Raw genomic sequence first — 24419 nt, 5'->3', positions numbered from 1 at the left:
GCAGCAATCCTGCATCTCTCCCTGCCACATTTCCTCAGTTCAGCGGCACCGCTACGCTAAACATGATCGACTGACTGCGGCCATTACCAACGTTAATGTTGCTGTTGTAGTCGACGGTAAACGTCATGCCGTTCGACAGCAACAGCCTGGCGCCAAGGCCTGCGGCCCAGTTGCCGGTGTCCTGGCTGCTGGTGTGAATCACGTAGGCCGGCCCCGCCGCTGCCAGGTCGGCATACGCCAGCGTGGCATCGTCCGCCCCTTGGAACTGGTGACTGAACTCCAGCCTGGCGCGTGGAATCCAGGTACCGATGCGGGTCACATACTGCCCTTCGGCCCTGACACCCAGCGTGGCGCTACTGGTGCGTACGGTTTGCTTGAAGTAGGTCAATGCATTCAAACCCGCCGCTGTTTCCGTATATTGATCGAGCGTGGCAGACATCAACTCAAGGCGACCGTATGGCGACCACATCCAGCCATCGTTCCGATATTCAACGCCCGTAACAATAGCGCCGAAGATCTGGTCGCCATGCCGCAGTCCGGTAGCGAAACCGCCACCGTCAGTGATATAGCGGGTGGCATCGAAATTCAATGTGCCGTAACCCAGCACGCCGTCGATGAATACGTTCTTGGCCGGCCGCAAGCTGCCATACACCGCGCCCACGACACTTTCTGCAGTGCTCTTGGTGCCGTTATTGCCGACATCGCTGCTGTCGCGGCTGAAGCCGCCGCCGATACCGATGCTGGCAAGGTCATTGATGCGATAGTCGCCACCGATGCTGACGCCGTTGGTGGTGAAGCGGAATCCGTCCTGGCGGCCATTGACATAGTGCTGACCAAAATCGACCGCGCCGCCCATCCATAATGACAACGGCTGCTTCTGTCCATCCTGATGCACCGGCATGTCAGGCAGGTCGCTGATGGTTTTTTGGGTGTCGTTTGCGGCCAGCGTCTTGTTGCCGCCATAAGCGTTACCCCAGCCGCCGAGACCATTGCCGCCCTGCCCGCCAACCTGCTGCGGCCAGCCGACCTTGCGCATGTTCGGTTGCAACGGCCCGCCTAACAGGCGATCCGTATCGTCGTTTTGCCAGCGCGCCACATCGTCTGCCGGTTTGCCATCCTGAGTCGGCGGCGTCAGGCTGACGCCGAAACTAGAGCGGCCCCAACCATCGCCATGCAAGCTTTCCAGGCGTCGCGTGAAATTGGCGGTCTGGGCGCTGGCAAAGCGCCGGGCGCTGTCCGCCTGGGCAGCCAGCAGACCGATGACTTCAGGATCGGTCGACATGTCGCGGCGCGGTGTCACGGAAACATTGACGCTACCCGGCGCCGATGTAGCGAAGGCATTGCTCAACGTGTAATTGATCACGGCCGGGCCGGCAAAGGTGCCGGCGGCGGTGAAGGTCATCTGGTAGGACGACTTGCCGGCCGTGCCGACATCCCGAATCGTTGCGGTGCCTGCCGTCGTCGGCGTTATCGAAACCACTGCGGCGCCAGTGAACGGGCCGCCGCCAGCGCCGGCCATCAAGTCAACGCTGACTGCCGCACCGGCGCTAACCGTGGCGCTATGGACGCCCGCCGTCGGCATCGGATTGACGCTGACGGTCGCCGTCACCGGAGCCGATGCGCCGAACGCATTGGCCAAGGTGTAAGTGAACTTGATGTCGCCGCTGCTGCCAACCACCGATGTATAGACGATGTCGGTCCCGCTCACCGCTGCAGTGCCGGCGCTCGGTGGCGTCACGATGGTGACGCCGGTGAATGGGCCGCCGCTGGCGCCATTAGCTGCGTGCAGCGTAACCGGCTGGCCAGCCAGGATGGTCGCGCTCTGCGCCACCGCTACCGGCACCGCCAGCGGCGTCACGTTCAGCGTCACCGTGGCAGGCGCTGAGCTGCCTCCCGGCCCGGTTGCGGTATAGGTCAGGCTGTCGCTGCCGAAGTAATTGCTGGCCGGTGTGTAGACTACATTCAATCCATTGACAGTCGCGCTGCCGTGGCTTGGCGCGGTGGCGATCGCAATGCTGCTAATCGGGCCACTATCGTTGGCGGTGACATTCACCGTCACCGCCTGGTTGGCAGTGGTGACGGCCGTGTCGTTGACCGCCACCGGTTGCGCCTGGCCGACGTTCAAGGTCATGGCTTGCTGTCCGCTGAAATTATGCGCGTCGATAGCACTGACCGTGAATGGAAAACTGCCAGCCGTCGTCGGCGTACCGCTCAACAACCCGGTGCTGCCGTTCAATGTGAGTCCGGCCGGCAGGCTGCCGCTGGCCACCGCATACGCATAAGGCGCGACGCCGCCGGCAGCAGTGAACTGCTGGCTGTAGACAACGTTGACCTTGGGCGCTGCAGCCACGGCGGCATTCAGCGTGATACTAGGAGCGCCTACGTTCAGTGTGTAGTTATTGGTGATACTGAACGGCGCGCCGGTACCGGTGCTGCTGTCGCTGACCCGGACACTGAAAGTGAACGTGCCACTTTGGTTGGTAGTGCCGGACAGCACACCGGTGCTTGTGTTCAGCGTCAATCCGCTCGGCAAGGCACCGCCATTGATTGAAAAGCTATATGGCGCAGTACCGCCGCCAGCCGTCAATGTGGCGCTATATGGCGCTTCGGCAGTCGGGTTAGGCAAGGTTGCCGGATTCAAGGTCACGCTGGCGGCGGCAATCGTCAAGCTATATGCCTGACTGCCGCTGAAGCTGTTGGTATCCTGCGCCTTCATGGTGAAATTGAAAGTACCGGCCGCAGTCGGCGTGCCGGCCAGCACGCCAGTCGAGGCATTCAGCGCGATACCAGCCGGTAGCGCACCGCTGGTGATGCTGTATGCGTAAGGGCCGGCGCCACCCGCTGCTTGAATGGTTGTCGCATAGGCGACTGCGACAGTACCGCCGCTGACTGTACCGGGAGACAAGCTGATGGTCGGCGCCGAAACAACCAGCGCATAGCTCCTTTGCACGCTAAATGGCGCGCCGGCCCCGGTACTGCTGTCGGTTGCTCGCACAGTGATCGAAAAACTTCCTGCCTGCAAGGTAGTGCCGGACAGTACGCCGCTGGCTGTATTCAGGCTGATGCCCGATGGCAGGCCGCCGGACACCACCGCATAACTGTACGGCCCCGTGCCGTTGCCGGCGGTTAAAGTGACGCTGTACGGAGCTGCGACGCTCGCCGCCGATAATGTCGATGGATTCAATGTCAAACTCGGCCCGCCAACGGTGATGGTGTAGGCCTGGCTGCCGTTGAAATTGTTGGCATCCGTGGCCCGTACAGTGAAATTGAAACTGCCGGCGGCAGTTGGTGTGCCGGATAGCGCACCGCTGCTGGCATTGAGCGAGACCCCGGTCGGCAACGCTCCTGCGGTGACGGCGTAGCTGTATGGTCCGACACCGCCGCTTGCGCTCAGCGTGGCGGAATACGATTGCGCCACCGTGCCGCCTGGCGTACTGGCAGGCGTGAATGAGATAACCGGCGCACTGATCTGCAGCGTATAGCTGCCTGTGACTGAGAACGGGCCAGTACCGGTCGAGTGATCGGTCGCCGTTACGTTAATCGGGAAACTGCCGCTTTGCGTCGGCGTTCCTGATAACGTCCCAGTTGCGGCATTCCAGCTCAGCCCGCTGGGCAGGCTGCCGCTCAACACGTAGGTGTATGGTGCGACACCGCCGCTGCTTGAAAACGTCTGTGAAAACGCAGCGCCGTAGAGCGGCGTCAAGGTCGACCCGGCTGGTGCGATGCTGAGGGTTGGCGCGGCGACGGTCAGCGTAAAGGTTTGCGATTTCGTAACCGGTCCGCTGCCGCTGCTGCTGTCGGTTGCCGACACCGCCACCGAGAAACTGCCGGCGGCAGTCGGCGTGCCAGAAATGGTCAGGCTGCTGGCGCTAGTTCCGGTTACAGTTAATCCAGATGGCAAACCAGTCGCGCTGTAGCTGGAATAAGGTGCGGCGCCGCCAGCCCAAGTCAGGGTCTGGCTGTAACTGACGCCGTCGGTTGCTGACCAGGAGGCGGATGGCGTAATCGTCAGCGTCGGTGGCGATACCGTCACCGTCACTGTGGCAGGACTGGAGGTGCCGGCGCCATTGGTGGATGTATAGGTGAAGGTATCGCCGCCGATATATCCGGCCAGTGGCGTATATGTGATGCTGGTGCCGCTCGCTGTAGCCGTGCCGTGTGCGGCGGCCGACGCCACTGCCACCGAAGTTGGCGCACCTCCGCTCAAGTTCAATGTGATCGGATTGGCAGAGCTGCCATAGGCAACGGTGGCACTGACGGCGCCCGCTACAGGCAGACCGGCATTGACGGTTACAGAATAGGCGCGCGAGCCGACATACGGACCGTTACCGGTTGAACTGTCGGTAGCAGTGACGGTGAAGTTGTATGGCCCCGCTACGGTGGGCGTTCCGCTCAGCGCACCGCTTGATGACAACGTCAATCCGGGCGGTAAGGTGCCAGAGCTAACGCTGTAGGTATAAGGGGAGATGCCACCTGTGGCTGTGATGATTTGACTGACAGCGGTACCGACTGTCATTGTCGGCAAAGTAGGCGGCGACAATGCAATGGTCGGTGCATTGGCCGTCAGCGTGTACGCCCGCGCGCTGGTATACGGGCCGCTGCCTGTAGAGCTGTCGGTTGCAGTGACGGTGAAATTGAAGGAGCCACCAGAAGTTGGCGTACCTGAGAGCACTCCCGACGACGACAGCGTCATTCCCGTCGGCAATGAGCCGGACGTAATAGCGAAACTATATGGCGCAGTACCGCCACTGGCAGTCACGGTCTGGCTGGCATAGGCAACACCTACTGTAGACGCCGGCAGTGTCGGCGGGGTGATGGTCATCGCCGGTGCATTGATTGACAGCGTATAGGCCCGCGAACCGGGAACGGCATTTTGATCGGTAGCCCGCACCGTGAAATTGAAGCTACCGCCGGCAGTCGGCGTGCCCGACAGGACACCAGCACTCGTCAAGGTCATTCCCGCCGGCAGCGCGCCCGCGGTGAGCGCAAAAGTGTAAGGCGCAGTGCCACCACTGGCGGACAAGGTCAGCGAAGGCGCGTTATACAAGGCGCCAACATTGCCGGCACTCAGCGTGGATGGGCTCACGACGACGACGGGTGTGGCGTTGATGGTAATGGTGACATCGAAAGGTACCGGATACGGCCCGCTGCCGGTAGTGCTGTCGACGATGACGATTGATGCGGTATAGGTGCCGGCGGTGGTCGGCGTACCTGAAATCACGCCGGTCGACGCCAGGTTCAATCCCGGCGGCAAGCCTTTTCCGGTAACTGTCTGCAAGGTATAACTGTAGGGAGACGTGCCGCCCGAACCGTTCAATTGCTGGCTGTACGGAATACTCACTGTTCCCGCAGGCTGCGTCGTAGGCGATATCACCAGTACCGGCGGCGGCACGGTGAAGGAATAGGACTTGGTTGTGGTCAGCGCTGTTGGTGTGGTGGAATCATGGACGCCGATCGTCACGGACCCCGGGCCGGTGTAAGTTGAGGTACCGGAAATCACGCCCGTTGAGGATAAAGTCAGGCCGGTAGGCAAGCTCCCGGAGCTAATCGAGTACGTATAAGGCCCTACCCCACCTGAAGCACTGAGGGTTTGACTGTAGCTGACGCCAACCGCGGGATTAGTCAAGCTCGCCGGCAACACTGTTATCGGCGAAGTCGACGCCTGGATCGTCACGTTATAGACAATTTCGCCGTCCGAATCATCAAACACAGCAAAGGTGTCGGACAATGCACCGTCGCCATTATTCGTGTATTGCACGACGTTAAACTGCACTGGATCCAACAAGACACCATGCGATGGCGCAACCGCTACTCCGGAAAGCCCAAGTGTCGCGCATGGCAGACTTTGATTGTAAACACCGCCCGAGGCAACCGTGATGGCTACCGGTGTCGGACATTCCGTGCTCGGTTTCGCATACGCCAGATTGCACATGCCAAGAAGCAGCGTATACAGCAAGCTGGCGAACGCGCGCGGAAGCCAGTCCCGGCTGCGCGCAGATGCCCTTCGTCCTTCGATAGTTCCCCGTTGATCTGATACAGAACCGGTTGCGAACGATGACAACTCGCAACTACCGGCACAAGCGTGCGGACGCAGCAACATGATTTCTCCCTGATGTTTTTTTTCGTATTCGTGCGCTGTTTTGCGATGGTTATCCACCGCTTTACTCAATGCTCGACAAAGAGTCTTTTCGCTCTTTTTGCTTGCCATGACGGCTATTGACGCTTACCTTTTGGCAACGTATGCTAACCCGAATGTAAACAAAATTAACAATAAGAATTGTTGTTTATTGCTAACTGTTGCTTTAAATACACAATCAACACAGTTAGCGTCCGCTGTGCCACCATCAGTGCATTACCACATCAATCTTGGGAGAGAAAACGATGGCTGAATGTTACGTTGGACAGATTATGTTATCCGGCTTCGGTTTTGCCCCGCGCGGCTTTGCGCTCTGTAACGGGCAGTTGCTACCGATCAATCAAAACCAGGCACTGTTTTCCCTTCTCGGTACCATGTACGGCGGCGATGGCCGCGTCAATTTTGCCCTGCCCAACCTGCAAGGCAGCACACCAATACATACCGGCCCTTCGGTTGATCCATCCTGGCAACCGTCTACCTATACCCAAGGCCAGCCCCTCGGCCAGGAATCCGTCACGCTGCTGCAAACGCAGTTGCCAAGTCACACCCACGTACCCAATGGCACCACCACAGCAGGCGCGGTCAAGAATCCCACCAATACGCTCTACGGCGGCAGCGGAACTGAAGCCATCTATGCGCAAACCAATGGCACGCAGGCAGTGCTGGCGCCGCAAACATTGGCTGCGACCGGCGGCAACGGCCCGCATGAAAACATGCAACCGTTCCGGGTCTTGAATTTCAGTATTGCCCTCAGCGGCGTTTTCCCATCGCGCAGTTAGTCGTTTCCCTCGCAACCTTTAACGGAATAAAGCCATGACTACACCCTATGTAGGTGAAATCCGCCTGCTCGCCTTTCAACGCGTGCCCACCGGATGGTTTGCATGCGACGGCAGCCTGAAATCGATCGCCGACTATCAAACGCTGTTCGTGTTGCTGGGAACAACTTATGGCGGTGACGGCGCCAGCACCTTCGGCGTGCCGGACATGCGCGGCCAGGTGCCGCTGCATCAAGGCACCGGTACAGGCCTGTCGACGCGCGTTCTCGGGCAACAAGGCGGTACCGAAAACGTCACATTGACGACCAGCACAATACCCGCCCATACCCATCCGTATAGCGCCACCAGTCTGGAGGCAACTGCCAGCGCCCCAGCGGCAACGGTGCAACTGGGCGCTGCTGCCGCCAGCGACAAGATGTATGCCAGCAGCATTACGGGACTCACTCCCTATGTGATGTCGCCGGCGTCGACCAGCAGTACCGGCGGAAACCAGCCGCACGACAACACGATGCCGACGTTGACAGTGTCATTTTGCATTGCCTGGGCAGGGGTTTTTCCGTCGCAGTCATAACAGCCAGAGCGCCTGCCATGTTGCATTACACATCGCCGGCGCAGCCATCAGATAAGACGAGGAGAGAGTATCGTGACCACACCATTCCTGGGTGAGATTCAAATTTTCGGTTTCAATTTTGCGCCTGTCGGCTGGGCGCAATGCAATGGCGCCATATTATCGATCAGTCAAAATAGCGCGCTGTTTTCGCTGATTGGCACCTACTATGGCGGCGACGGTCGGACCACATTCCAGTTGCCGAATTTTACCGGCCGCGCGGCTTGCAGCCAGGGACAAGGACCCGGCCTGACGCAACGTAATATCGGCGACACTTTTGGCACGGAACAGGTTAGCCTGCTCCAGGCAGAAATCCCGGGTCATAGCCACGCCGCCAATCTGTACCACCAGCCCAACACAACCTTGCAGAGCAACACACCTGCCAACGGTTATGGGCTGACCGGGCCGGCAAGCACTACGCCATTTGTGCAGAATGCCACCGCCAATGCCACCTTCGCACCGACCGTCGTCGGCCCAACAGGTGGCGGCCTGCCGCACGAAAACCGCCAGCCGCTGCTGCCTCTGAACTTCTGCATCGCGCTGCAAGGTGCATTCCCCGCGTTTGACTGATCAAGGTCCAGGGCACGGTGCGCTGCCGGCATTTCCGGCTGGCGCAGCCCTGGAGTCCCCGACTGCCCTGCAACAGCGCGGCATCCGGCTGCGCCCTTGTGCGGCCGGGGATATCAGCTTCCTGACTTCCCTCTACCGCCAATTGCGCGCCGCAGAACTGGCGCCGTTACCCTGGCCGGACGCACAAAAACATGCCTTCATCGACAGCCAGTTCGCGCTGCAGCACCGGCATTACCTGACGCATTATCCAAATGCCGATTTTTTGCTGATGGAATGTAATGGCGAACCGATCGGGCGCCTTTATCTGTCGCGGCAAATGCCGGAATTCCTCATCATCGATATCAGCCTGGCGCCGGAGTGGCGCAATGGCGGCGTCGGCACGGCGCTGATTCGCCACGCACAAATGCTGGCGCAGAATGCAGGAGCCGGATTGAATTTGCACGTAGACCAGCGCAACAATGACGCACGCAGGTTGTACGAGCGTCTCGGCTTCATCGCAACCGACATGGAAGGCCTTTACATCGGCATGCGTTGGCCGATGTCAAACGACGCGCAAGACGGCGAGGAAACCCGGGCAAGCCAGGTTAGTTGAACACCGCCTGATAAAGAAATCCCTGGTTATCGCGCGCAACCGGCACCAGGAAAATCCCGACTTCACCGATGGCATCGTGCTGCATCCGATAGATCTTTTGCGTCAACAGGATAGGCGAACAATTCCGGAACAACAAACTGAATGGGGAGCGCAGCATCCCCTGCAAGGTCGGCGCCGCCAGCGGCCGGACTTCAATCAGCGTGAAAGCGGCATTGCCATCGTCAGGTGCGACAAATGTGTCGTTCAGACGTGCTGCGAAATGTTCCTGCGTGAGGATATCCATAAAGCCATTGAATTGACAGCGTTGATCGAGGTCCGCAGACTGGATATTGAGGCTGTATTGGCAAAGACCTATACAGCCTCATCGGCTCATCAGCGCACTCCGCCAAATGCAGAAGCGAGACAGGATGAACCTCTCCTCATTTTAATGGATTTTCCGATCGGCAACGCTGTCTGCCACGGCCTATCAGCAACTAATTTGCGAATACGAACACGCGAAATACCTCGTATGCAGTCATAACGGGAGCAAGCTCAAACGGCATTCCGCCAGCCCAGTCTATATGGCAAAGTCCGCGGACCGTATACAAAGTGCAGGACACGTCTCTTACTATTTCCCGACGCCTTGGAAGACGCATGCAGCAGAAGTGGCCTCATGACTAATGCGCCGCCTTTTTCAACGAGACATGGAATCTCGCCCAATCGATCCCGTTCGGCCAATGCCTCGCTCAACGGGACACGCCCCTGTTTATGCGATCCAGGGACCACCTTCAACGGCCCATCATCGACGCCACATGCATCGATATGGAGTCGCACCGCCACCAGTTGTTGCAGCACGCTCATCGGTGGCTGAACGAAATGACCACCTTCTTTTTCCGACCATCCCGTAAACTCCAGATGATCAACCTTGGCCGCCACCGGTATGCTCAAATCCTGATGCAGAGGGACGAGCCAATTTTGTCCAAGCGATTTTTCAAAAAAAGTGCACTGTACGGCGACAGGGTCGGCAGGCAGGACCGCAGTAATCATTGGATGCGCACGAACAAACGCCGCCAACTCCATACACCACGGAAAATCGAGCAATTGTCTGGTTCCAACGCCCTTGACCATCAGCCCGGAAAGTAATTGTTCCAAATCTGCGCAATCACGCAGACTTAGCATTGCGGGCACAGTCATGAAGCCAGCGCTATCAAATGAGTCTATTTTCAACTCCCTCTACGCGACATCGGCGATACGTTCACCGCCGATATCGTTTGACGCCTAGGCTGTTACAACACCTTGCACAAGAAATCGCGGGTACGCTCGTTGTGCGGCGAACCCAGCACCTGTTCCGGTGGCCCCTGTTCCATGATGACGCCCTGGTCGATGAAGAACACCCGATCGGCAACTTCGCGCGCGAAAGCCATCTCGTGCGTCACCACCACCATCGTCATGCCTTCTTCGGCCAGCGCCTTCATCACTGCCAGCACTTCGCCGACCAGTTCAGGATCGAGCGCCGAAGTCGGCTCGTCGAACAGCATGACCTTGGGCTCCATGGCCAGCGCGCGCGCAATCGCCACGCGTTGTTGCTGGCCGCCTGACAACTGGTTGGGAAAAGCGTCAATCTTGTCCAGCAGGCCGACCTTTTGCAGCAGTTTTTCCGCCACCAGCACCGCCTGCGCCTTGGACATCTTCTTGACCTGCATCGGCGCCATGATCAGGTTATCGAGCACCGACATGTGCGGGAACAAGTTGAAGCGCTGGAACACCATGCCGACGCCGGCACGCATCGCGTTGAGATCGATGTGCGGATCGTTGACCTTGATGCCGTCGACCAGAATCTCGCCGCCGGAGGCTTCTTCCAGGCCGTTCAGGCAGCGCAGGAAAGTGCTTTTCCCCGAGCCTGACGGACCGATCACGCACACCACTTCGCTTTCCTCGATATCGCAATCGATACCGCGCAAGATGTGCGCGCGGCCGAAGTTTTTCTGCAGTTGTTTAACGTGTATCACCCTTGCCATACCTTTTCTCTAAATGCTGAACGAAAGCCGACAACAGCAATGTGATGCCCCAGTAAATCAGCGAAATTGTCAAATACGGTTCCCAGTAGCGCGCATAGGCGCCGGACACTGTGCGTGCCGCGTAAGCCAGTTCTGCCAGGCCGATCGCCGAAGCCAACGATGAGTCCTTGACGATGGCAATCGCGTTGTTGCCCAGCGGCGGCAGCATGCGCCGGAACGCCTGCGGCAGCACCACCTTGCGCAGCGTCTGCAGATAGGTCATGCCGAGCGAACGCGACGCTTCGCTCTGGCCGCGGTCAATCGATTGGATACCGGCGCGGAAAATCTCCGACACATACGCGCCCGAGTTCAGTGTAATCGCCAGCACCGCCGACAGGAATGCGCCGTATTGCGAGCGGACTTCCCGCGCGATGTCGCCGCTAAGCAGCAAGCCGCCGTTGGGATTGATCAGCAACGGCATCAACGCAAAGTGAATCAACAGGATTTGCACGAACAGCGGCGTGCCGCGGAAGAAGCTGACATAGAAACGCACCGGCCATTGCACCGCATAGCGCAGGAAATATTTCATGGCGCCGTGCCGTGCTTCGGCCACGCGGCCAACGCCCAGCAACAGCCCCAGGAAAGTACCGGTAACCACGCAAATGACCGCTACCTTGAGCGTCATCAGCGTACCTTCGATGAACAAAGGCAGGTATTCGCCAATGATCTCCCATTGGAAAGAAGCAAACATAAATGTATTCCGTGTAAAGTGAATCAGGCCCTACGCGGATTACTGCAGCGGCAGTGTCGGCACGTTGTCGTCAAACCATTCCTTGTAGATCTTCGCATAGGTGCCGTCAGCGACGATCTTCTTCAGGCCGGCATTGATCTTGTCGAGCATGACCTTGTTGCCCTTTTGCACAGCGATACCGAAATACTGGCGTTTGAACTTGGCGTCGCCGATGACCTTGAATTTCTTCTCTGGATGGCTCTTGATGTAGAACTTGATCACACCGACATCGCCAACCGCGGCATCAACGCCGCCGCGATACAGCTCTTCCAGCATCAGCGGTGTGTTGTCAAAACGATGGATGGCGGTATTGTTCTTGCCGATTTCATCCGACACCGAAATATCGCCGGTGCTGGAATTGACAACGCCAACCTGCAATTTCTTCAGATCAGCCAGGCCGGTTACTTTCGGGCCATCGCCAACGATGATGACCTGGTCGGCCGGGAAATACGGCAGCGAGAAATCCACCATCTGGCTGCGCTTGTCGGTAATCGTGATACCGGAAATCAGGATGTCGCGGTCGCCTTGATTAACAGTGGCGAAGATACCTTCCCACGGTGTGCTGACCAGCTTGATCTTGAAGCCGGAGGCATTGCTGATTGCCTTGATGATGTCGATATCGAAGCCGACCAGCTCTTTCTTCGCGTTCTCGAATTCGAACGGGCGATAAGTGCCGCCGGAGCCGACCACATAGGTTTGCGCATCGGCGGCGTGGGCTGATACGACTGGCAACGCAAATGCCAGAATGCTGGCGAGCACCGCAAATTTCTTTAGCGACATGGATGATTCTCCTGGTGATGATGTGTTTAAGTTGATCGTTCGTTGCAAGCTCGCATCCCCGCAAACTGCGAGCCATCGCGGGCAAAACCCGTCGCGTGCAACATGATCGCGGCTCACCGGCGATCCGTCAACCGGCGACAGCGCTTAAATTCATACGATTTTGCCACCGGCAGCGCACAAATTCAGACTCATCCGATTTACCCTATCGGTGACCTCGGCCTGCGCGCAACATGAAGGAGCAACATGCGGCGATATACATTTCCAAAAGGAAATGAAATATTCGATGAATATTAAGCAGATAGCGTGCCAGGCCCGTATTGATGGCCGCGCTGAGGGAGAAAATACAAGCGGACGCATTACGTCGAATGCGCCGCAATGTGTGCCTGTCAGCCGAGCATGAAATTCAATCTCGGATTGGCTGCCGGCATTGCCGGAAATACCTGTACAAGCTGGGCATCAGTCAAGCGCAGATGCCGCTCGGAAATATGCGCCAGCACCGAACGGAAATCAGTAGTGACCGGCAGATCACGCCCTTCATGCAACTGGCTGTCTGCCACACCCTGCCACTCACCAAGCACTTTGCCGCCGGCGACTCCGCCACCAAGCACCCACATCACATTGCCATGTCCGTGATCGGTGCCGCCGTTACCGTTCTGGCGCGCGGTGCGGCCGAATTCAGACATGACGACGATGGTAGTGTCGTCGAATACCGGCCCCAGATGCTGCGCCAATGTCGCCAAACCCTGGCCCAGCGGCTCCAGGCGATTCGCCAGCTGCCCCTTGCCATTGCCTTGGTTGGCGTGGGTATCCCAGCCGCCCAAAGCAACGAAGGCAATCTGGATTTTAGGATCGTTACGCATCAATGTCGCCAGCCGCGCCGCATCGTTCGGGAAGCCGTTGGGCAATGGCGCACCGCCATCGGCAACCTGCATTTCATTTTTCATCGCTGCCGTCATGACTTCCTTGTGGGCGTCCCTGGCGTCCTGATAGGTACTGGCAAATTTATCGCTGTGCTGGTACATCTGGTCGAAAGCACTGCCGATCTTCGGCCGGTCAAGGATCGACTCCTTGGTGCCAGCCGCACCCGCAGCCAGGTTGGTCGCAGGCGCGCTGCCGGCCAGGATGCGCGGCATGATCGGGCCAATGCTGATGGCCCGGGTTGGCGATGCAGTACCAGGCAACGCCGTCAACAGGCGATTGAGCCAGCCGTCCTGCGTCGATTTCTTGCCTGGGGTGCCGGATTCCAGATAATCCTGGGCATCGAAATGCGAACGGGTCGAATCCGGCGAACCGGAGGCGTGGATGAACGCCAGCTTCTTCTGTTGCCACAGTGGCTGCAGCGAAGCCAGCGCCGGATGCATGCCGAAATAGCCGTCCAGGTCGATCGCGCCATTGTCCCGCCCTGGGCGCGCCAAACCGATAGTTGGCCGCAGCCGCGCATAATTTGCATCGCCATAGGGTGCAACAACATTGAGGCCATCGACCGCGCCGCGCAACATCACCACCACCAGCTTGCGCTTGGTTACACTGCCGTCGTCGCTGACTGCAGCCCAAGCGTGGCGGCCCACCGGGATCACCAAGCTACCGCCCAGCGCCATCAGTTTCATTAGGTTTCTACGGTTCATGGCATTCCTCGATCAACAATATGATGTGGCTCAGTGCTGCATGAAGTCAGGGCTACCCAGCACCATCGCCGCCCGCAATGCCTGGGGATTGCTGTCGATGGTGGCGCGCGTCTTGCCCGAAATGCCTGGGCCGATCGCATCGAGCAGAGATGCCACTTCCAGCGGTTGCGACTCTGCCGCAGGCACAGCACTATCCTGCTGCGGACCAACCGGCTTGGTGAGCGGCAAACGCCCTGCCGCCAGTGCCGTAGCAAACGTAATGCGCCGAGTCAGCGCATCCGGATTGAGCCAGGCGCTTTCCGTATTTTTGTAGCCATCTGGCGTTTGGCATCCGTATAGCGGCATGCCCAATTGATTCAAGGCGCCCAGCAGTGGGCGGACATTGGTGATTGGCACTTGCGCTGCACGGGCCGCGGAAATCACGAACTGGTATGGCGTTTTGAACTTGGCGCCGACACTGCTCGCAGCCATGAATTCCTGGCTATGGAACAAGGTTCGCAGCACTTCGCGGATATTGCCGCCGGTTGCCAGATAACGTTTGGACAAACGTTCCACCAATTCTGACGGCGGATTGTCTTGCACGAAATACTGCGCCAGCTGGAAGCTGAGGTGATGAGCAGTGGCCGGACTCATGGCCAACACGTCCAGCGCAAACTCGCCTTCACGCTGACCTTGGGATGCGACATGGCGACCAAGCCATTCCTTGTCGCCAAGGTCGTGGCGCTGCGCATCGAAACGGAAAGTACGGTTGTTACGCACCAGGTCGCGCGGCTCGAAAGTCCAGCCAGTCAGCATGCGCGCCAATTCTGTGACGTCTTTCTGGGTATAGCCGCCATCGACGCCCAAGGTGTGCAATTCCATCAGCTCACGCGCGTAGTTTTCGTTCAGGCCGGTGGCTTTCGCTTTCACTCCCTGCGCTGCATTGCGTCGGAATTGCGGCGGCTGGTAATCGGCTGATGTAGACAGCCAGTTGTCCAGGTAAAACAGCATCGCAGGATGCTTGGCGGTGGCGCCCAGCAGGTCGCGGAACGATCCCAGCACATAAGGGCGGATAGCGTCACGCTCGTAGCCGCCGATCAAGGCGCGGTCCAAGCCCTTGCCCGCATAAACATTGAAGTGATTGAACCAGAAATCAACCATCACTTCTTCCAGCTGGCGCGGGCTGTCGATGGCGCGAGCGATGCGCGCTTCGGCATTCTGTTCAGTGATCCTGCCGATTACTTCGCGCCGCTTTTGTTTGGCCGCGTCATCACCATCGTTGGCAGCCTTACGCACCGCCAGAAATTCCGCCAGCACTTCACCTGCACTTTCGTTGCTCACCTCAAGCGCATTGAGTCGTGCGGTCAATGCGGCCGGCAACGGAATGTTTTCCGGCTGCAGCTGGCTGTCGATATAGCGGTCAACCCCCATCTGCTTGACGTGTTCGATATCACCCGGCTTAGGTCCGTAACCTAGGCGGTCCAGGACATGCAGCGCTTGCTGGTCAACAGACAATGGCGCCGCAACTGCGGCCAGGGAACCCGCCGAAAACAGTACTAGAGCAGCAATGCGGATCGGCAGGCTCGATATCTGCAATGTCATGGACGGCTTTCATTTGAAATTATGGGAGAGATCTTGCAACTGTTTTATTAACCCACTTTGATAGTTACCCTGCTATCGCCAATATGTATCGGATGTAACCAACTGTAAAAATACGCGTTGTCGCCATGTCGCTACGAACGTACAGAACATGGCCGGCATTTGAGCGCGCAAACAGCCCCTCACAGCGTCTGCGCGCCGGATTACGGTGTTTTCGGAGATGTTATTTGGAAGCCAGGATATCGAGCGGCTGAATTGTCGGCGGTTCGGCAAACAATTCGTTGGCCCTGGCCATCAGGGCCGCGGCCACCCTTCCTGTCAAATGCGCCTGTCGCCCGGCGTCGTCCGGGAAAGTGTCGAAAATGCCATAAACCGAAGGAGCCAGCTTGAGCGCATACCAGGTAATGGTCGCCGGTTCCTGTAGCACCACCGGCAAACCATCGCGCAGAAAGGTTTCGACATCATTTTCCTTGCCCGGCTTGGCCTGTAGCCGAACGAACAATCCCACCTTGACCATGATCGGTCTCCTTTAGTGATGCGCTAACGCTCGACAGCAACGATATCAGCCGGGCTGAGTGTTCAGTCTAGCTGTCCGGCAGCGCAATACAACGTCATTAACGTCGACCGGACAGGACGGCCTACACGCGCACCAGCAACTTGCCGAGATTTTTCCCTTCGAACAGGCTGTTGAGCGCCTCCGGCAATTTGTCGAAACCATCGACGTAAGTCTCCTGATAGACGATCTCGCCGCTTTTCACCCACGGCGCCACGATCGCCAGCATCTCGTCCATCCGATAGGTGAAATCACGCGCCAGGATGCCCTGGATTGTGGCGCGCTGGAATAGCATGTGCTGCAGGAAGCGCGGCCCCAGATCCGGCGTATCGAGGCCGCCGTCATATTGGCTGATGGCGCCGCAAATGATGATGCGGGCACGCCGCTTGATCAGCGGAATCACTGCATCGGTGATCGGCCCGCCGACGTTATCGAAATAGATATCGACGCCGCCGGTCGCCGCCTGGATCGCCGCGCTCAAGGCTTCAGGCGTGGTGTGCGCACGATAATCTACTGCAGCATCGAGCTTCAGCGTCTCGGTCAGGAAACGGCATTTTTCCGCGCCGCCGGCAATGCCGACCACGCGGCAGCCGGCGCGCTTGCCGAACTGGGCCACCAGCGAACCGACCGCACCCGCAGCACCCGACACCAGCAAGGTATCGCCTGGGCGCGGCCGCCCTGCTTCGGTCAAACCAAACCAGGCCGTCCGTCCCGGCATGCCCAGCACGCCAAGCGCCGTCGACACCGGCGCCGCGCTCGGATCGAGCTTGGTCAGCTCACTGTGGTGGCAACGCGCAAACAGTTGCCAGCCGCTATACGCGGAAACCCAGTCGCCGACCTGGAACAGCGGGCTGGCCGAAGCCACCACCTCACCCACCACGCCGGCGCGCTGAACGATGCCGAGCGGATGCGGCACATCGTAGGTGTTGCGTTCATGCTGCTGGATGCGGATGTACGGATCGACACTGACGATCCGTGAACGCAGGATCACTTCGTTGGTGGCGAGATTGCCGTCCAGTTCGGTTTCACGCAATTCATAGTGATCGTTGCTGACCCGGCCATCCGGCCGTTTGACGTAAAACCACTGGCGGTTCTGGTATTTGGTTTGCATGTTGGAAGCTCAATTGGATTCAGGTCGCCAGTGTAGCCAAATTGTAGAAAACGCGTTGCCGGCCCGCGCAAATTGCAGAGTGACGAAGTGCGATTGACGTCTCGTCAAAACCACGCCGCGACTCAAATTGTGTTTAAATATTGCAAAATGGAAATGGCAATAAGATCGACCTCACGATCGAAGAAACGACCGTGTTCAGGGCCTGCGTTATCTCGTCATTACACATTGGCCATGCGAAGCAAGGGATCGAAATGGAGAACAGGATTGGAAAATAATCAGTGTGCGTTTAACCAGATGGCCACTGCAGAAGCATGGGCGCGAGGATGGACCCTGACGAGGGGGAAGTCTCATCCGGTAACTCAAACGTATGGATGCAAAATTGACTTGGGCGCGCCCAACCACCTGGAGCGCCATGTGGTCACCAATTTCGATGCGCAGGCTTTGCATGCGCTAACCACCAGCTTAACGGTCCCGGGGACGTGGCTGAAAGTTTGCGCAAGCCCAGAAACGGTAACGCCTTTTCTGCGTGATATCTGGCAGGTTCAGCCGCCTGAATATTTGATGGCTGTGGCATTGCGCCAAGCCGCCGTCATTGCACACAATGATTACCGGCTATCAATTCGTACAAGCGGCGCGGTCACCGATGCGGAGTTCACAGACAAGGATGGGCAAGTGGCGGCAAAAGGACGCGTTGCGCAAAGCAATGGCTGTGCAATCTTTGACCAAATAGTCACTGAGCCGGAGCATCAAAGAAAGGGGCTGGGGCGCATTATCATGACGGCGCTGAGCAATCATTCCATTGCCAACGAATCAAATACAGGCGTCCTTGTTGCCACTGAAGATGGCCGTGCGCTGTATACGTCTATGGGGTGGACGGTTGTTTCCCCGGTCACTGCAGCGGTCATTGCGTAGATTTGAACGGCCACTCTCGGATGAATTAATTGGCTGACGCCAGCTAAAAGCAAGCTTTGAAGAAATATAGGGAAAGATGATGAACACAGTCGAACGCACAATGAAAATACGCCATCTGGTTCTTCTGCGCTTCAAACAGGACACTTCCGCAAGTGAGCAAGCGCATTGCATGCGCGACTTCGCCAAGCTTGCCGATTTGATCGAAGGCATTGTCGCATTCGAACACGGCGTCAATACTAGTCCGGAAGGATTGAATAAGGGCTACACCCACGCTGCGACCATCACGTTTGCCAGCCACGCGTTCCGCGACGCATATCTTGATCACGACGCACACCAGGCTTTCGTGGCTCGCTTGAAACCTTGGCTTGATGAGGTTTTGGTGTTCGATTACGACATTTGATTTTCACAAAAGACGCAATTCGGCCATCGCGGTCGGTTAATTGTTCCTGACAAACGGATGGCTATTCACCTGTCCATAAGAAGGACTGCTTTTGTTTTAGATTGCATCGCCATGTTAAAAATAGATTTTTCTACCCTATCGCAGCTGGCAGTCACATCTGCCAAGGTTACCAAGAAATGTAGCTGTAGCAGCGTGTCTTTAGCCGCTTGGCAAAAGCTGCCAAACTCTCTTGAGTTGAACAACTTCGAAGAGGTCGGCACGCTGATGGATGACCCTTATGATGAACCGAGCTTCGTGGAATACCATCCAAATGGCACGCGATATGACAGTGAGGATGCTCCCATTGCGCCGCGTTACTATCCATGCAATCGCAGCCAACTGGCGCGCTGCGTAGCCTGCGGTCGATATTTCCTGCGATATAACGAGGCCGGAGGCTACTTTACTGAATTGCGTATCCGCGCCTTGAGACCGGAATTACTGGTAGATGCTTTGCTTTAAATGACGGCTTGGATTCCCAATGGGAAATTTCACTACTCAAATACCGAGTGCTTTTCGCAATGCCGCTGCCACCTTGTCAACATGCCCTTCCTGGCAATCGTAAGCAGCCAACTGCCCCGCTTTAATCAGTGCGATGCCTTCTGGCGTTTTCGCCATCCTGTCCAAGACACTGAAAGTCATTGCGCCGTCCTGATGAGGCAATCCGGTGATTTCGACAAAAAACACTTCAAATGCTTCTATGCATTCTTCGTCGGAAAGACCAACTGCCGAACCGCAAAACTTAACGAACCCCTTGAAAAAAGTCATGATGTCGTTCACGTTCTCATTGAACAATTCCGACGATATCGAATGAACAGACATACCGAAAATCGTGGCTGCATACTCGGCGACCCTGGCGTAGTCTTTATTCTTCTTCGGCGCCTCTTGCAAACCTCGCAACAAAGCGCCGGCCAAATCACTCAACTCAGACTTTTCGTTCATCTCACTCTCCTAGGGAATACGTGTGGGCCGCGTATCTGGCTGCGGTCACGTTGGCGTTTAGGCAAACATTGATGCCGATGCAAGAATCGCCTCGCCAAAATGAAGTCTAGGAGGCGCGCCGGCTAGCGTCTGTTCGTTATCACACGTAGCGAGGCCGACGCTGGAGAACTTTAATCAGGCTCGGAGGCTCGCGCCATTTCTGGCGGGAAATGCCCCTATTTGAAGCAATAACTGCGGTATGGCTCCCACCGTATTTGGCCAGTTTCCGTCATTGGACGTTGATTTGAAGATTGTTGGCAATTCGCGGATTAGGTCTCGCCGAGTCAGTCACCCTGTTCGCCATCAACAGATCCTTCCAGGCCGTCTCCTCCGTCAACTGTGCGGTGAGCATTCAGCTTCTTGCCGTTAAACGTGAGAACAAGTTTTTTCTGTTCACCGTATCCCAAATCTTGCGAATCGATCACGAAGGTCTGTCTGTCCAGCCAAGTTCCTTTAGCGATCGTGATGCGGCCCGGATTAGGGTCAGAAAGAATTGGGGAACCTTTGCGATATAGGCCGTCAAGTCCGATCTGCACCTCATACGACCCTGAGTATTTAGCCGGCGCATAAACTTCGAATTCAATATGCGGCTGTGAGTCATCTAGAAATAGCGTTAGCGATCTTATACCGAGATTGTTGTCTGGAAATTTGTAGATCTTGCCTGAGATAGCCGAGGCAATCTCAGACGTGGGGCCGACGGGCGTCGGCTTCTCGACAGCGACATCCTTGATCACATTGGCAAGCCGATCCGCGGCGCCTCGGTTTAGCGGCAGCGCCGAATCAGACTTGACAGCAGCAGAGACGGCATCGATCAGCGCGCCATATCGCATCTGCTTTCTGGCGGTGGTCACCACTACAATATCCAGGTCGGGAAACACCACGATTAACTGGCCGTTCTTGCCGTTCGCCATGTAAGCGCGCTTGTCGGGGAATATCCAGAAAAAATTCGAGTAACTCTGATTGGGATCGGAGGACGCGCGCATATTCACGATCCTGTGATTTAAAACATCCGCCCAACCGGGTGGAAGCAGACGTCTTCCCTCCCATTCGCCGTGGCGCAAATACAAATAGCCAATCTTCGCCATGTCGCGCGGCAGCAAGTACAGCATCCCCTCCCCTATGGTGAGACCTTGAGGATCGCGGTCCCAGTGCCACTCAACGATGCCGAGTGGATCAAAAAGCTTTTCCCTCGCGTAATCTTCAGCCAGCTTGCCCGTAAGTGTCGTGATGATCGCGGAAATGAGATCCGGGCTGCCGTTGCTATAGTTGAAAACCTCTCCCGGCGAATGCGCCATGGGACGATCCAGAATGAATTGAATCCAATGGGAGCTTCGGTACAGATCCCACATGGATTGCTGTTTGCCGCCCTCAAATCCCTGATCCCAGTCGAGTCCGGAAGTCATGTCCAACAGGTTTTGAACTGTGATGGCTTTTTTCCTGTCATCGACATTTTCGACACGGCGATTGGCGAAAAAATCGAGCATGGGATGATCGAGACGATCGAGCAAACCATCCTTGTAGACCATCCCGAGAAGAGTGCTGGTAACCGCTTTTGTGGAAGAGAACATCTCGTGCGGAATATCCGCCGTGTAGGGCGCGTAATAGGCCTCCGTGACAATTCGCCCATGACGCACGACGAGGAGACTGTCGAAGCTATTGCTCGCCCCATAGGCGACAAGTTGAGCTAGGGCCGAGGAATCCATGCCTTGCTGTTCCGGCGAGGACGTCAGCCAAGTTTTAGTTGGCCAAACCGATTTAACAGCGTCCCCCGCATAAACGGCTTCACTGTGAGCCAAGCTCAACAAAATCGCCAGGCTCAGCACCGCACTCAAATGGAAAAGTCTTTTGACTTGCATGAGAATCAACTCTACGTAATGAGTGACGGGGCTTTATCATAACAATATCTTCGTGCTGTAGCCGGTATAGAGCGTATGGCGTAACCGGCCGCCAGTGCTGCTGCAACCAGGCATCGCATCCCACTGACAGCCGTACAGACCCAGGAAATTAGGCAGGCTATTGGAGCCGTCCCCAGATTGGTATCAGGCGTGTACTTCCCCGTTTTCCGGCAACACCTTTGCCCAGCCACAGGCGGCATCGTGCTTTGCCTCGAACGCCTCTATTTGCGGCAGCATGTGCAGCGTCGCTCCGACCATATCGAGCCCCTCGACGATCATCTGCTTGTGTCGCGCCGCCAGCGTAAAGTCGAATGTTTGCGAACCACACTGCAACTGCATTTTTTCCAGATCGATGCACAGATGGTGATTGCTGATGGCCAGTTCTTGCAGCAGCGTGGCAATCTGCTCCGGTTCCAGCGCGATCACCAGCAAGCGATTATTCAACGCATTACTGAAAAATATCTCACCAAAACTCGGCGCAATCACCGCTTCGATGCCCAGTTGCTGCAAGCCCCACACTGCATGCTCGCGGCTGGAGCCGCAGCCGAAATTGGGGCCGCCGATCAGGATGCGTGTGTCTTTGAATTCGGGGCGATTCAGTACGAAATCGGCGCGCGGCTTGCCGTCTGGCTCGAAGCGCAGGTCGAACAACACGCCTTTGTCCAATCCTTCCTTGGTGATGGTGCGCAGGAATTGCTTGGGCATGATCTGGTCGGTATCCAGGTTGTCGATCAGCAGCGGTGCGGCGATACCTTCGATGCTTGTCTTGTCATGCATGTTCTTTCTCCAGGGTGCGGACATCGCTGATGCAACCGCTTAACGCCGCGGCAGCGGCCATCGCCGGGCTCATCAGGTGGGTGCGGCCACCCCTGCCCTGGCGGCCCTCAAAGTTGCGGTTGGTGGTTGACGCGCAGCGTTCGCCTGGGGCCAGCACGTCGTCGTTCATGGCCAGGCACATCGAGCAACCCGGTTGACGCCATTCGAAACCGGCGTCGATGAATATCTTTGCCAGGCCTTCCTGTTCCGCCTGGCGGCGCACCGCGCCCGAACCCGGGACCACCATCGCCCGTACTGTCGGTGCCACCTTGTGGCCGTCAACCAGAGCTGCGGCGATACGCAAATCCTCGATGCGGCCATTGGTGCAGGAACCGATAAAGACCCGGTCTACCGGCAGGCCGAGCAGCGAATCACCGGCTGACAGGCCCATGTATTGCAGGGCCTGGGAAATGGTGGTGCTGGCCTGTTCATCGGCGGCCTGTGCCGGATCAGGTATCGCTGCGCTGACCGCTATCGCCTGGTCGGGGCTGGTGCCCCAGGTCACGAACGGCGTGACCTCCTGGGCTGAGAAAACATGCTCGACATCAAACGCAGCGTCTTCGTCGGAAAACAAATTCTCCCAATCGCCAAGCGCCTGCCTGAAATCCGCGTCGCTCATATCTCTTGCTTTTTCCCTGACGTAGGCAAAGGTAGTCTGATCAGGCCGGATCAACGCTGCCCGTGCGCCCGCTTCCACCGCCATGTTGCACAAGGTCATGCGCGCCTCCGCCGATAGTGTGGCAATGGTCGAACCGGAGAATTCCACTGCAAAACCACGCGCACCCTGGGCGCCGATGCGGGCGATGATCAGCAGGATCAGGTCCTTGACCGAGGTGCCCATCGGCAGTGCGCCGTCAACCTTGATATGCATGTCTTGCGCCAGCCGGTAGACCAGGGTCTGTGTCGCCAGGATATGCTCGACTTCGGAAGTGCCGACGCCGAAGCCCAACGCGCCGAGCGCGCCATAAGTAGTGGTGTGGCTGTCGCCGCACAGCACCACCATGCCGGGCCGGATCCAGCCGTGTTCGGGGGCGATGATGTGTTCGATGCCCTGCTCTTCGTGGTTGGTGTCGAACAGCTTGATGTCGAAATCGCGGCAATTGCGCTTCAAATTGCTGGCTTGCAGCGCCGAAGGCGGATCGACGATGACCCGATTGGCGACGCTGACAGGATGAGTCGGAATGATGTGCGAGACCACCGCCAGTTGTTGTTGCGGCCGCAGCACCCGGCGATTTTTTTCGCGCAGGCTGCTGAATGCCTGCGGGCTGGTGTATTCGTTCATGATGTGCAGGTCGGCGTACAACAGCACGTGCTGTTCGTCGAGCCTGGCGACGGTGTGCGAATCCACCAGTTTTTTGTAAAGCGTACGTTGTGACATGGTATGGCCTCTGCCGTTCAGGCGGCAAAAAATGGCAGCACTTCTGCCAACAGCGCGTCCGGCGCTTCCTCGGGAATATAGTGGCCGCAGTCAAGCGCCTTGCCGCTGACCTTGGCGGCCAGGCGCTGCCATTCGTGCAGCGGTTGAAAACATTGCTCAATGACGCCGTGCGCGCCCCAGAGCACCAGCGTTTCGCACTGTATCTTGTTGCCTTGCGCCAGATCCAGGCGCTCGTGTTCAAGGTCGATACCTGCGCTGGCGCGATAGTCTTCGCAGATGCCGTGGATGGTGGCCGGATCGCTGAGGCAGCGCAGGTATTCGGCATAGGCTTCCGGCGTGAACGGCGCCAGACCGGCGCTGCGGCCGCCGATCGTGTACTTGAGGTAGGCTTCCGGATTGCCGCCAACCAGCAATTCCGGCATCGGCGCCGGACGGATCAGGAAAAACCAGTGGTAATAGGCGGTGGCGAAAGCCATCGAAGTTTGCTCGTACATGGCCAATGTCGGCGCGATATCCAGCAGCACCAGTTTGCTGATTGCCTGCGGATGATCCAGCGCCATCCGGTAAGCCACCCTGGCGCCGCGGTCATGCGCCAGCAACAGGAATTGTGCGTATCCCAGCTGCGCCATCAGGTCGATCTGATCCTGGCCCATCGTGCGTTTCGAATAGTTGCTGTGATCGGGCAGGCCGACCGGCTTGCCGCTGTCGCCGTAACCACGCAAGTCGGCCGCGATCACGGTGAATTGCTCGGCCAAGCGCGCCGCTACCTTGTGCCATATCGCATGTGTCTGCGGATGGCCGTGCAACAACAGCAACGCCGGCCCGCTGCCGCCACGAATGTAGTTGATCTGGGTGCCATTGACTTCCGCGATACCGCGCTCGAATCCGGGAAACATTATTCATCCTC

At 57.6% G+C, this 24419-nt stretch carries 22 protein-coding genes; 7 read left to right on the top strand and 15 right to left on the bottom strand.

Annotated elements, in window-relative coordinates; all coding sequences use genetic code 11:
• Nucleotides 1-34: 34 nt before the first annotated feature.
• Entirely contained in the window at nt 35-5758 is a 5724-nt protein-coding gene (locus ACIPF8_RS17080) for a putative Ig domain-containing protein (RefSeq protein WP_400423297.1), read from the bottom strand.
• 650 nt (nt 5759-6408) lie between these two features.
• Here ACIPF8_RS17080 and ACIPF8_RS17075 point away from each other — a divergent pair.
• The 4 genes from ACIPF8_RS17075 (at nt 6409) to ACIPF8_RS17060 (ending at nt 8681) form a co-directional block, all read left to right on the top strand.
• The gene (locus ACIPF8_RS17075) at nt 6409-6915 is read left to right on the top strand and encodes a phage tail protein (RefSeq protein WP_400423296.1); all 507 of its coding nucleotides are present in this window, start codon (nt 6409-6411) and stop codon (nt 6913-6915) included.
• A gap of 34 nt (nt 6916-6949) precedes the next feature.
• The gene (locus ACIPF8_RS17070; protein WP_400423294.1) at nt 6950-7483 is read left to right on the top strand and encodes a phage tail protein; all 534 of its coding nucleotides are present in this window, start codon (nt 6950-6952) and stop codon (nt 7481-7483) included.
• Between the two features lie 72 nt (nt 7484-7555).
• A complete protein-coding gene (locus ACIPF8_RS17065) occupies nt 7556-8089 on the top strand; it encodes a phage tail protein (protein WP_400423292.1) in 534 nt (177 codons plus the stop codon).
• Nucleotides 8082-8681, top strand: a complete 600-nt coding sequence (locus ACIPF8_RS17060; protein WP_400423290.1) for a GNAT family N-acetyltransferase — start codon at nt 8082-8084, stop codon at nt 8679-8681. The genes ACIPF8_RS17065 and ACIPF8_RS17060 overlap by 8 nt, the downstream gene beginning before the upstream one ends.
• Here the strand turns inward: ACIPF8_RS17060 and ACIPF8_RS17055 are convergent.
• From ACIPF8_RS17055 to ACIPF8_RS17015, 9 genes are all read right to left on the bottom strand, one after another.
• A complete protein-coding gene (locus ACIPF8_RS17055; protein ID WP_400423288.1) occupies nt 8674-8964 on the bottom strand; it encodes a DUF6916 family protein in 291 nt (96 codons plus the stop codon). The genes ACIPF8_RS17060 and ACIPF8_RS17055 overlap by 8 nt on opposite strands.
• A 248-nt stretch (nt 8965-9212) precedes the next feature.
• Nucleotides 9213-9887: a phytanoyl-CoA dioxygenase family protein gene (locus ACIPF8_RS17050; protein WP_400423286.1), complete on the bottom strand. Its 675-nt coding sequence runs from the start codon at nt 9885-9887 to the stop codon at nt 9213-9215.
• A gap of 59 nt (nt 9888-9946) precedes the next feature.
• On the bottom strand, nt 9947-10669 hold the full coding sequence (locus ACIPF8_RS17045) for an amino acid ABC transporter ATP-binding protein (RefSeq protein WP_061533333.1): 723 nt from the start codon (nt 10667-10669) through the stop codon (nt 9947-9949).
• Nucleotides 10656-11408, bottom strand: a complete 753-nt coding sequence (locus ACIPF8_RS17040; protein WP_400423284.1) for an amino acid ABC transporter permease — start codon at nt 11406-11408, stop codon at nt 10656-10658. Before ACIPF8_RS17040 ends, ACIPF8_RS17045 begins: the two co-directional genes overlap by 14 nt.
• Nucleotides 11409-11447: 39 nt before the next feature.
• Entirely contained in the window at nt 11448-12227 is a 780-nt protein-coding gene (locus ACIPF8_RS17035) for a basic amino acid ABC transporter substrate-binding protein (protein ID WP_400423282.1), read from the bottom strand.
• A gap of 386 nt (nt 12228-12613) precedes the next feature.
• Nucleotides 12614-13852 carry a DUF1501 domain-containing protein gene (locus ACIPF8_RS17030; RefSeq protein ID WP_400423281.1) on the bottom strand — a complete coding sequence of 413 codons (1239 nt, stop codon included), beginning with the start codon at nt 13850-13852 and terminating at the stop codon, nt 12614-12616.
• Nucleotides 13853-13882: 30 nt separating this feature from the next.
• Nucleotides 13883-15433: a DUF1800 domain-containing protein gene (locus ACIPF8_RS17025; RefSeq protein ID WP_400423279.1), complete on the bottom strand. Its 1551-nt coding sequence runs from the start codon at nt 15431-15433 to the stop codon at nt 13883-13885.
• Between the two features lie 220 nt (nt 15434-15653).
• Nucleotides 15654-15947 carry a putative quinol monooxygenase gene (locus tag ACIPF8_RS17020; protein WP_400423277.1) on the bottom strand — a complete coding sequence of 98 codons (294 nt, stop codon included), beginning with the start codon at nt 15945-15947 and terminating at the stop codon, nt 15654-15656.
• A 121-nt stretch (nt 15948-16068) separates the two neighbouring features.
• A complete protein-coding gene (locus tag ACIPF8_RS17015; protein WP_400423276.1) occupies nt 16069-17094 on the bottom strand; it encodes an NADP-dependent oxidoreductase in 1026 nt (341 codons plus the stop codon).
• A gap of 264 nt (nt 17095-17358) precedes the next feature.
• On the opposite strand from ACIPF8_RS17015, the gene ACIPF8_RS17010 reads away from it, so the two are divergent.
• From ACIPF8_RS17010 to ACIPF8_RS17000, 3 genes are all read left to right on the top strand, one after another.
• Complete coding sequence (locus ACIPF8_RS17010; RefSeq protein ID WP_400423274.1) at nt 17359-18006, top strand: GNAT family N-acetyltransferase; 648 nt, start codon at nt 17359-17361, stop codon at nt 18004-18006.
• 79 nt (nt 18007-18085) lie between these two features.
• Nucleotides 18086-18406, top strand: a complete 321-nt coding sequence (locus ACIPF8_RS17005) for a Dabb family protein (protein WP_400423273.1) — start codon at nt 18086-18088, stop codon at nt 18404-18406.
• Between the two features lie 111 nt (nt 18407-18517).
• On the top strand, nt 18518-18904 hold the full coding sequence (locus tag ACIPF8_RS17000) for a hypothetical protein (RefSeq protein WP_400423448.1): 387 nt from the start codon (nt 18518-18520) through the stop codon (nt 18902-18904).
• 36 nt (nt 18905-18940) lie between these two features.
• Here the strand turns inward: ACIPF8_RS17000 and ACIPF8_RS16995 are convergent, their stop codons facing one another.
• From ACIPF8_RS16995 to ACIPF8_RS16975, 5 genes are all read right to left on the bottom strand, one after another.
• Nucleotides 18941-19384, bottom strand: coding sequence for a hypothetical protein (locus ACIPF8_RS16995; RefSeq protein ID WP_400423272.1), 444 nt, complete (start codon nt 19382-19384; stop codon nt 18941-18943).
• A gap of 323 nt (nt 19385-19707) precedes the next feature.
• Complete coding sequence (locus ACIPF8_RS16990; RefSeq protein WP_400423271.1) at nt 19708-21279, bottom strand: serine hydrolase domain-containing protein; 1572 nt, start codon at nt 21277-21279, stop codon at nt 19708-19710.
• Between the two features lie 183 nt (nt 21280-21462).
• Entirely contained in the window at nt 21463-22095 is a 633-nt protein-coding gene (gene leuD, locus ACIPF8_RS16985; RefSeq protein ID WP_400423269.1) for a 3-isopropylmalate dehydratase small subunit, read from the bottom strand.
• Nucleotides 22088-23512 (bottom strand): 3-isopropylmalate dehydratase large subunit, encoded by a 1425-nt coding sequence (gene leuC / locus ACIPF8_RS16980; RefSeq protein ID WP_400423267.1) that lies wholly within the window; start codon nt 23510-23512, stop codon nt 22088-22090. Before leuC ends, leuD begins: the two co-directional genes overlap by 8 nt.
• A 17-nt stretch (nt 23513-23529) precedes the next feature.
• On the bottom strand, nt 23530-24408 hold the full coding sequence (locus tag ACIPF8_RS16975; RefSeq protein WP_400423265.1) for an alpha/beta fold hydrolase: 879 nt from the start codon (nt 24406-24408) through the stop codon (nt 23530-23532).
• Between the last annotated feature and the right edge of the window lie 11 nt (nt 24409-24419).

Origin of the sequence: Collimonas sp. NPDC087041, assembly GCF_044745265.1 — a bacterium.
In the GTDB taxonomy this organism is placed as follows: Bacteria; Pseudomonadota; Gammaproteobacteria; order Burkholderiales; family Burkholderiaceae_D; genus Collimonas.
Note: the sequence above shows the minus strand (reverse complement) of the source record. Positions and strands in the feature narration are given on the sequence as shown.

Bases quoted from the DNA above. Each gene is read 5' to 3' on its own strand.
- ACIPF8_RS17000 (WP_400423448.1), top strand. From the start codon at position 18,518: ATGTTAAAAATAGATTTTTCTACCCTATCGCAGCTGGCAGTCACATCT.
- ACIPF8_RS16990 (WP_400423271.1), bottom strand. From the start codon at position 21,279: ATGCAAGTCAAAAGACTTTTCCATTTGAGTGCGGTGCTGAGCCTGGCG.
- leuD (WP_400423269.1), bottom strand. From the start codon at position 22,095: ATGCATGACAAGACAAGCATCGAAGGTATCGCCGCACCGCTGCTGATC.
- ACIPF8_RS16995 (WP_400423272.1), bottom strand. From the start codon at position 19,384: ATGAACGAAAAGTCTGAGTTGAGTGATTTGGCCGGCGCTTTGTTGCGA.
- ACIPF8_RS17075 (WP_400423296.1), top strand. From the start codon at position 6,409: ATGTTATCCGGCTTCGGTTTTGCCCCGCGCGGCTTTGCGCTCTGTAAC.
- ACIPF8_RS17070 (WP_400423294.1), top strand. From the start codon at position 6,950: ATGACTACACCCTATGTAGGTGAAATCCGCCTGCTCGCCTTTCAACGC.
- ACIPF8_RS17020 (WP_400423277.1), bottom strand. From the start codon at position 15,947: ATGGTCAAGGTGGGATTGTTCGTTCGGCTACAGGCCAAGCCGGGCAAG.
- ACIPF8_RS16975 (WP_400423265.1), bottom strand. From the start codon at position 24,408: ATGTTTCCCGGATTCGAGCGCGGTATCGCGGAAGTCAATGGCACCCAG.
- ACIPF8_RS17015 (WP_400423276.1), bottom strand. From the start codon at position 17,094: ATGCAAACCAAATACCAGAACCGCCAGTGGTTTTACGTCAAACGGCCG.
- leuC (WP_400423267.1), bottom strand. From the start codon at position 23,512: ATGTCACAACGTACGCTTTACAAAAAACTGGTGGATTCGCACACCGTC.
- ACIPF8_RS17005 (WP_400423273.1), top strand. From the start codon at position 18,086: ATGAACACAGTCGAACGCACAATGAAAATACGCCATCTGGTTCTTCTG.
- ACIPF8_RS17040 (WP_400423284.1), bottom strand. From the start codon at position 11,408: ATGTTTGCTTCTTTCCAATGGGAGATCATTGGCGAATACCTGCCTTTG.
- ACIPF8_RS17055 (WP_400423288.1), bottom strand. From the start codon at position 8,964: ATGGATATCCTCACGCAGGAACATTTCGCAGCACGTCTGAACGACACA.
- ACIPF8_RS17030 (WP_400423281.1), bottom strand. From the start codon at position 13,852: ATGAACCGTAGAAACCTAATGAAACTGATGGCGCTGGGCGGTAGCTTG.
- ACIPF8_RS17035 (WP_400423282.1), bottom strand. From the start codon at position 12,227: ATGTCGCTAAAGAAATTTGCGGTGCTCGCCAGCATTCTGGCATTTGCG.
- ACIPF8_RS17025 (WP_400423279.1), bottom strand. From the start codon at position 15,433: ATGACATTGCAGATATCGAGCCTGCCGATCCGCATTGCTGCTCTAGTA.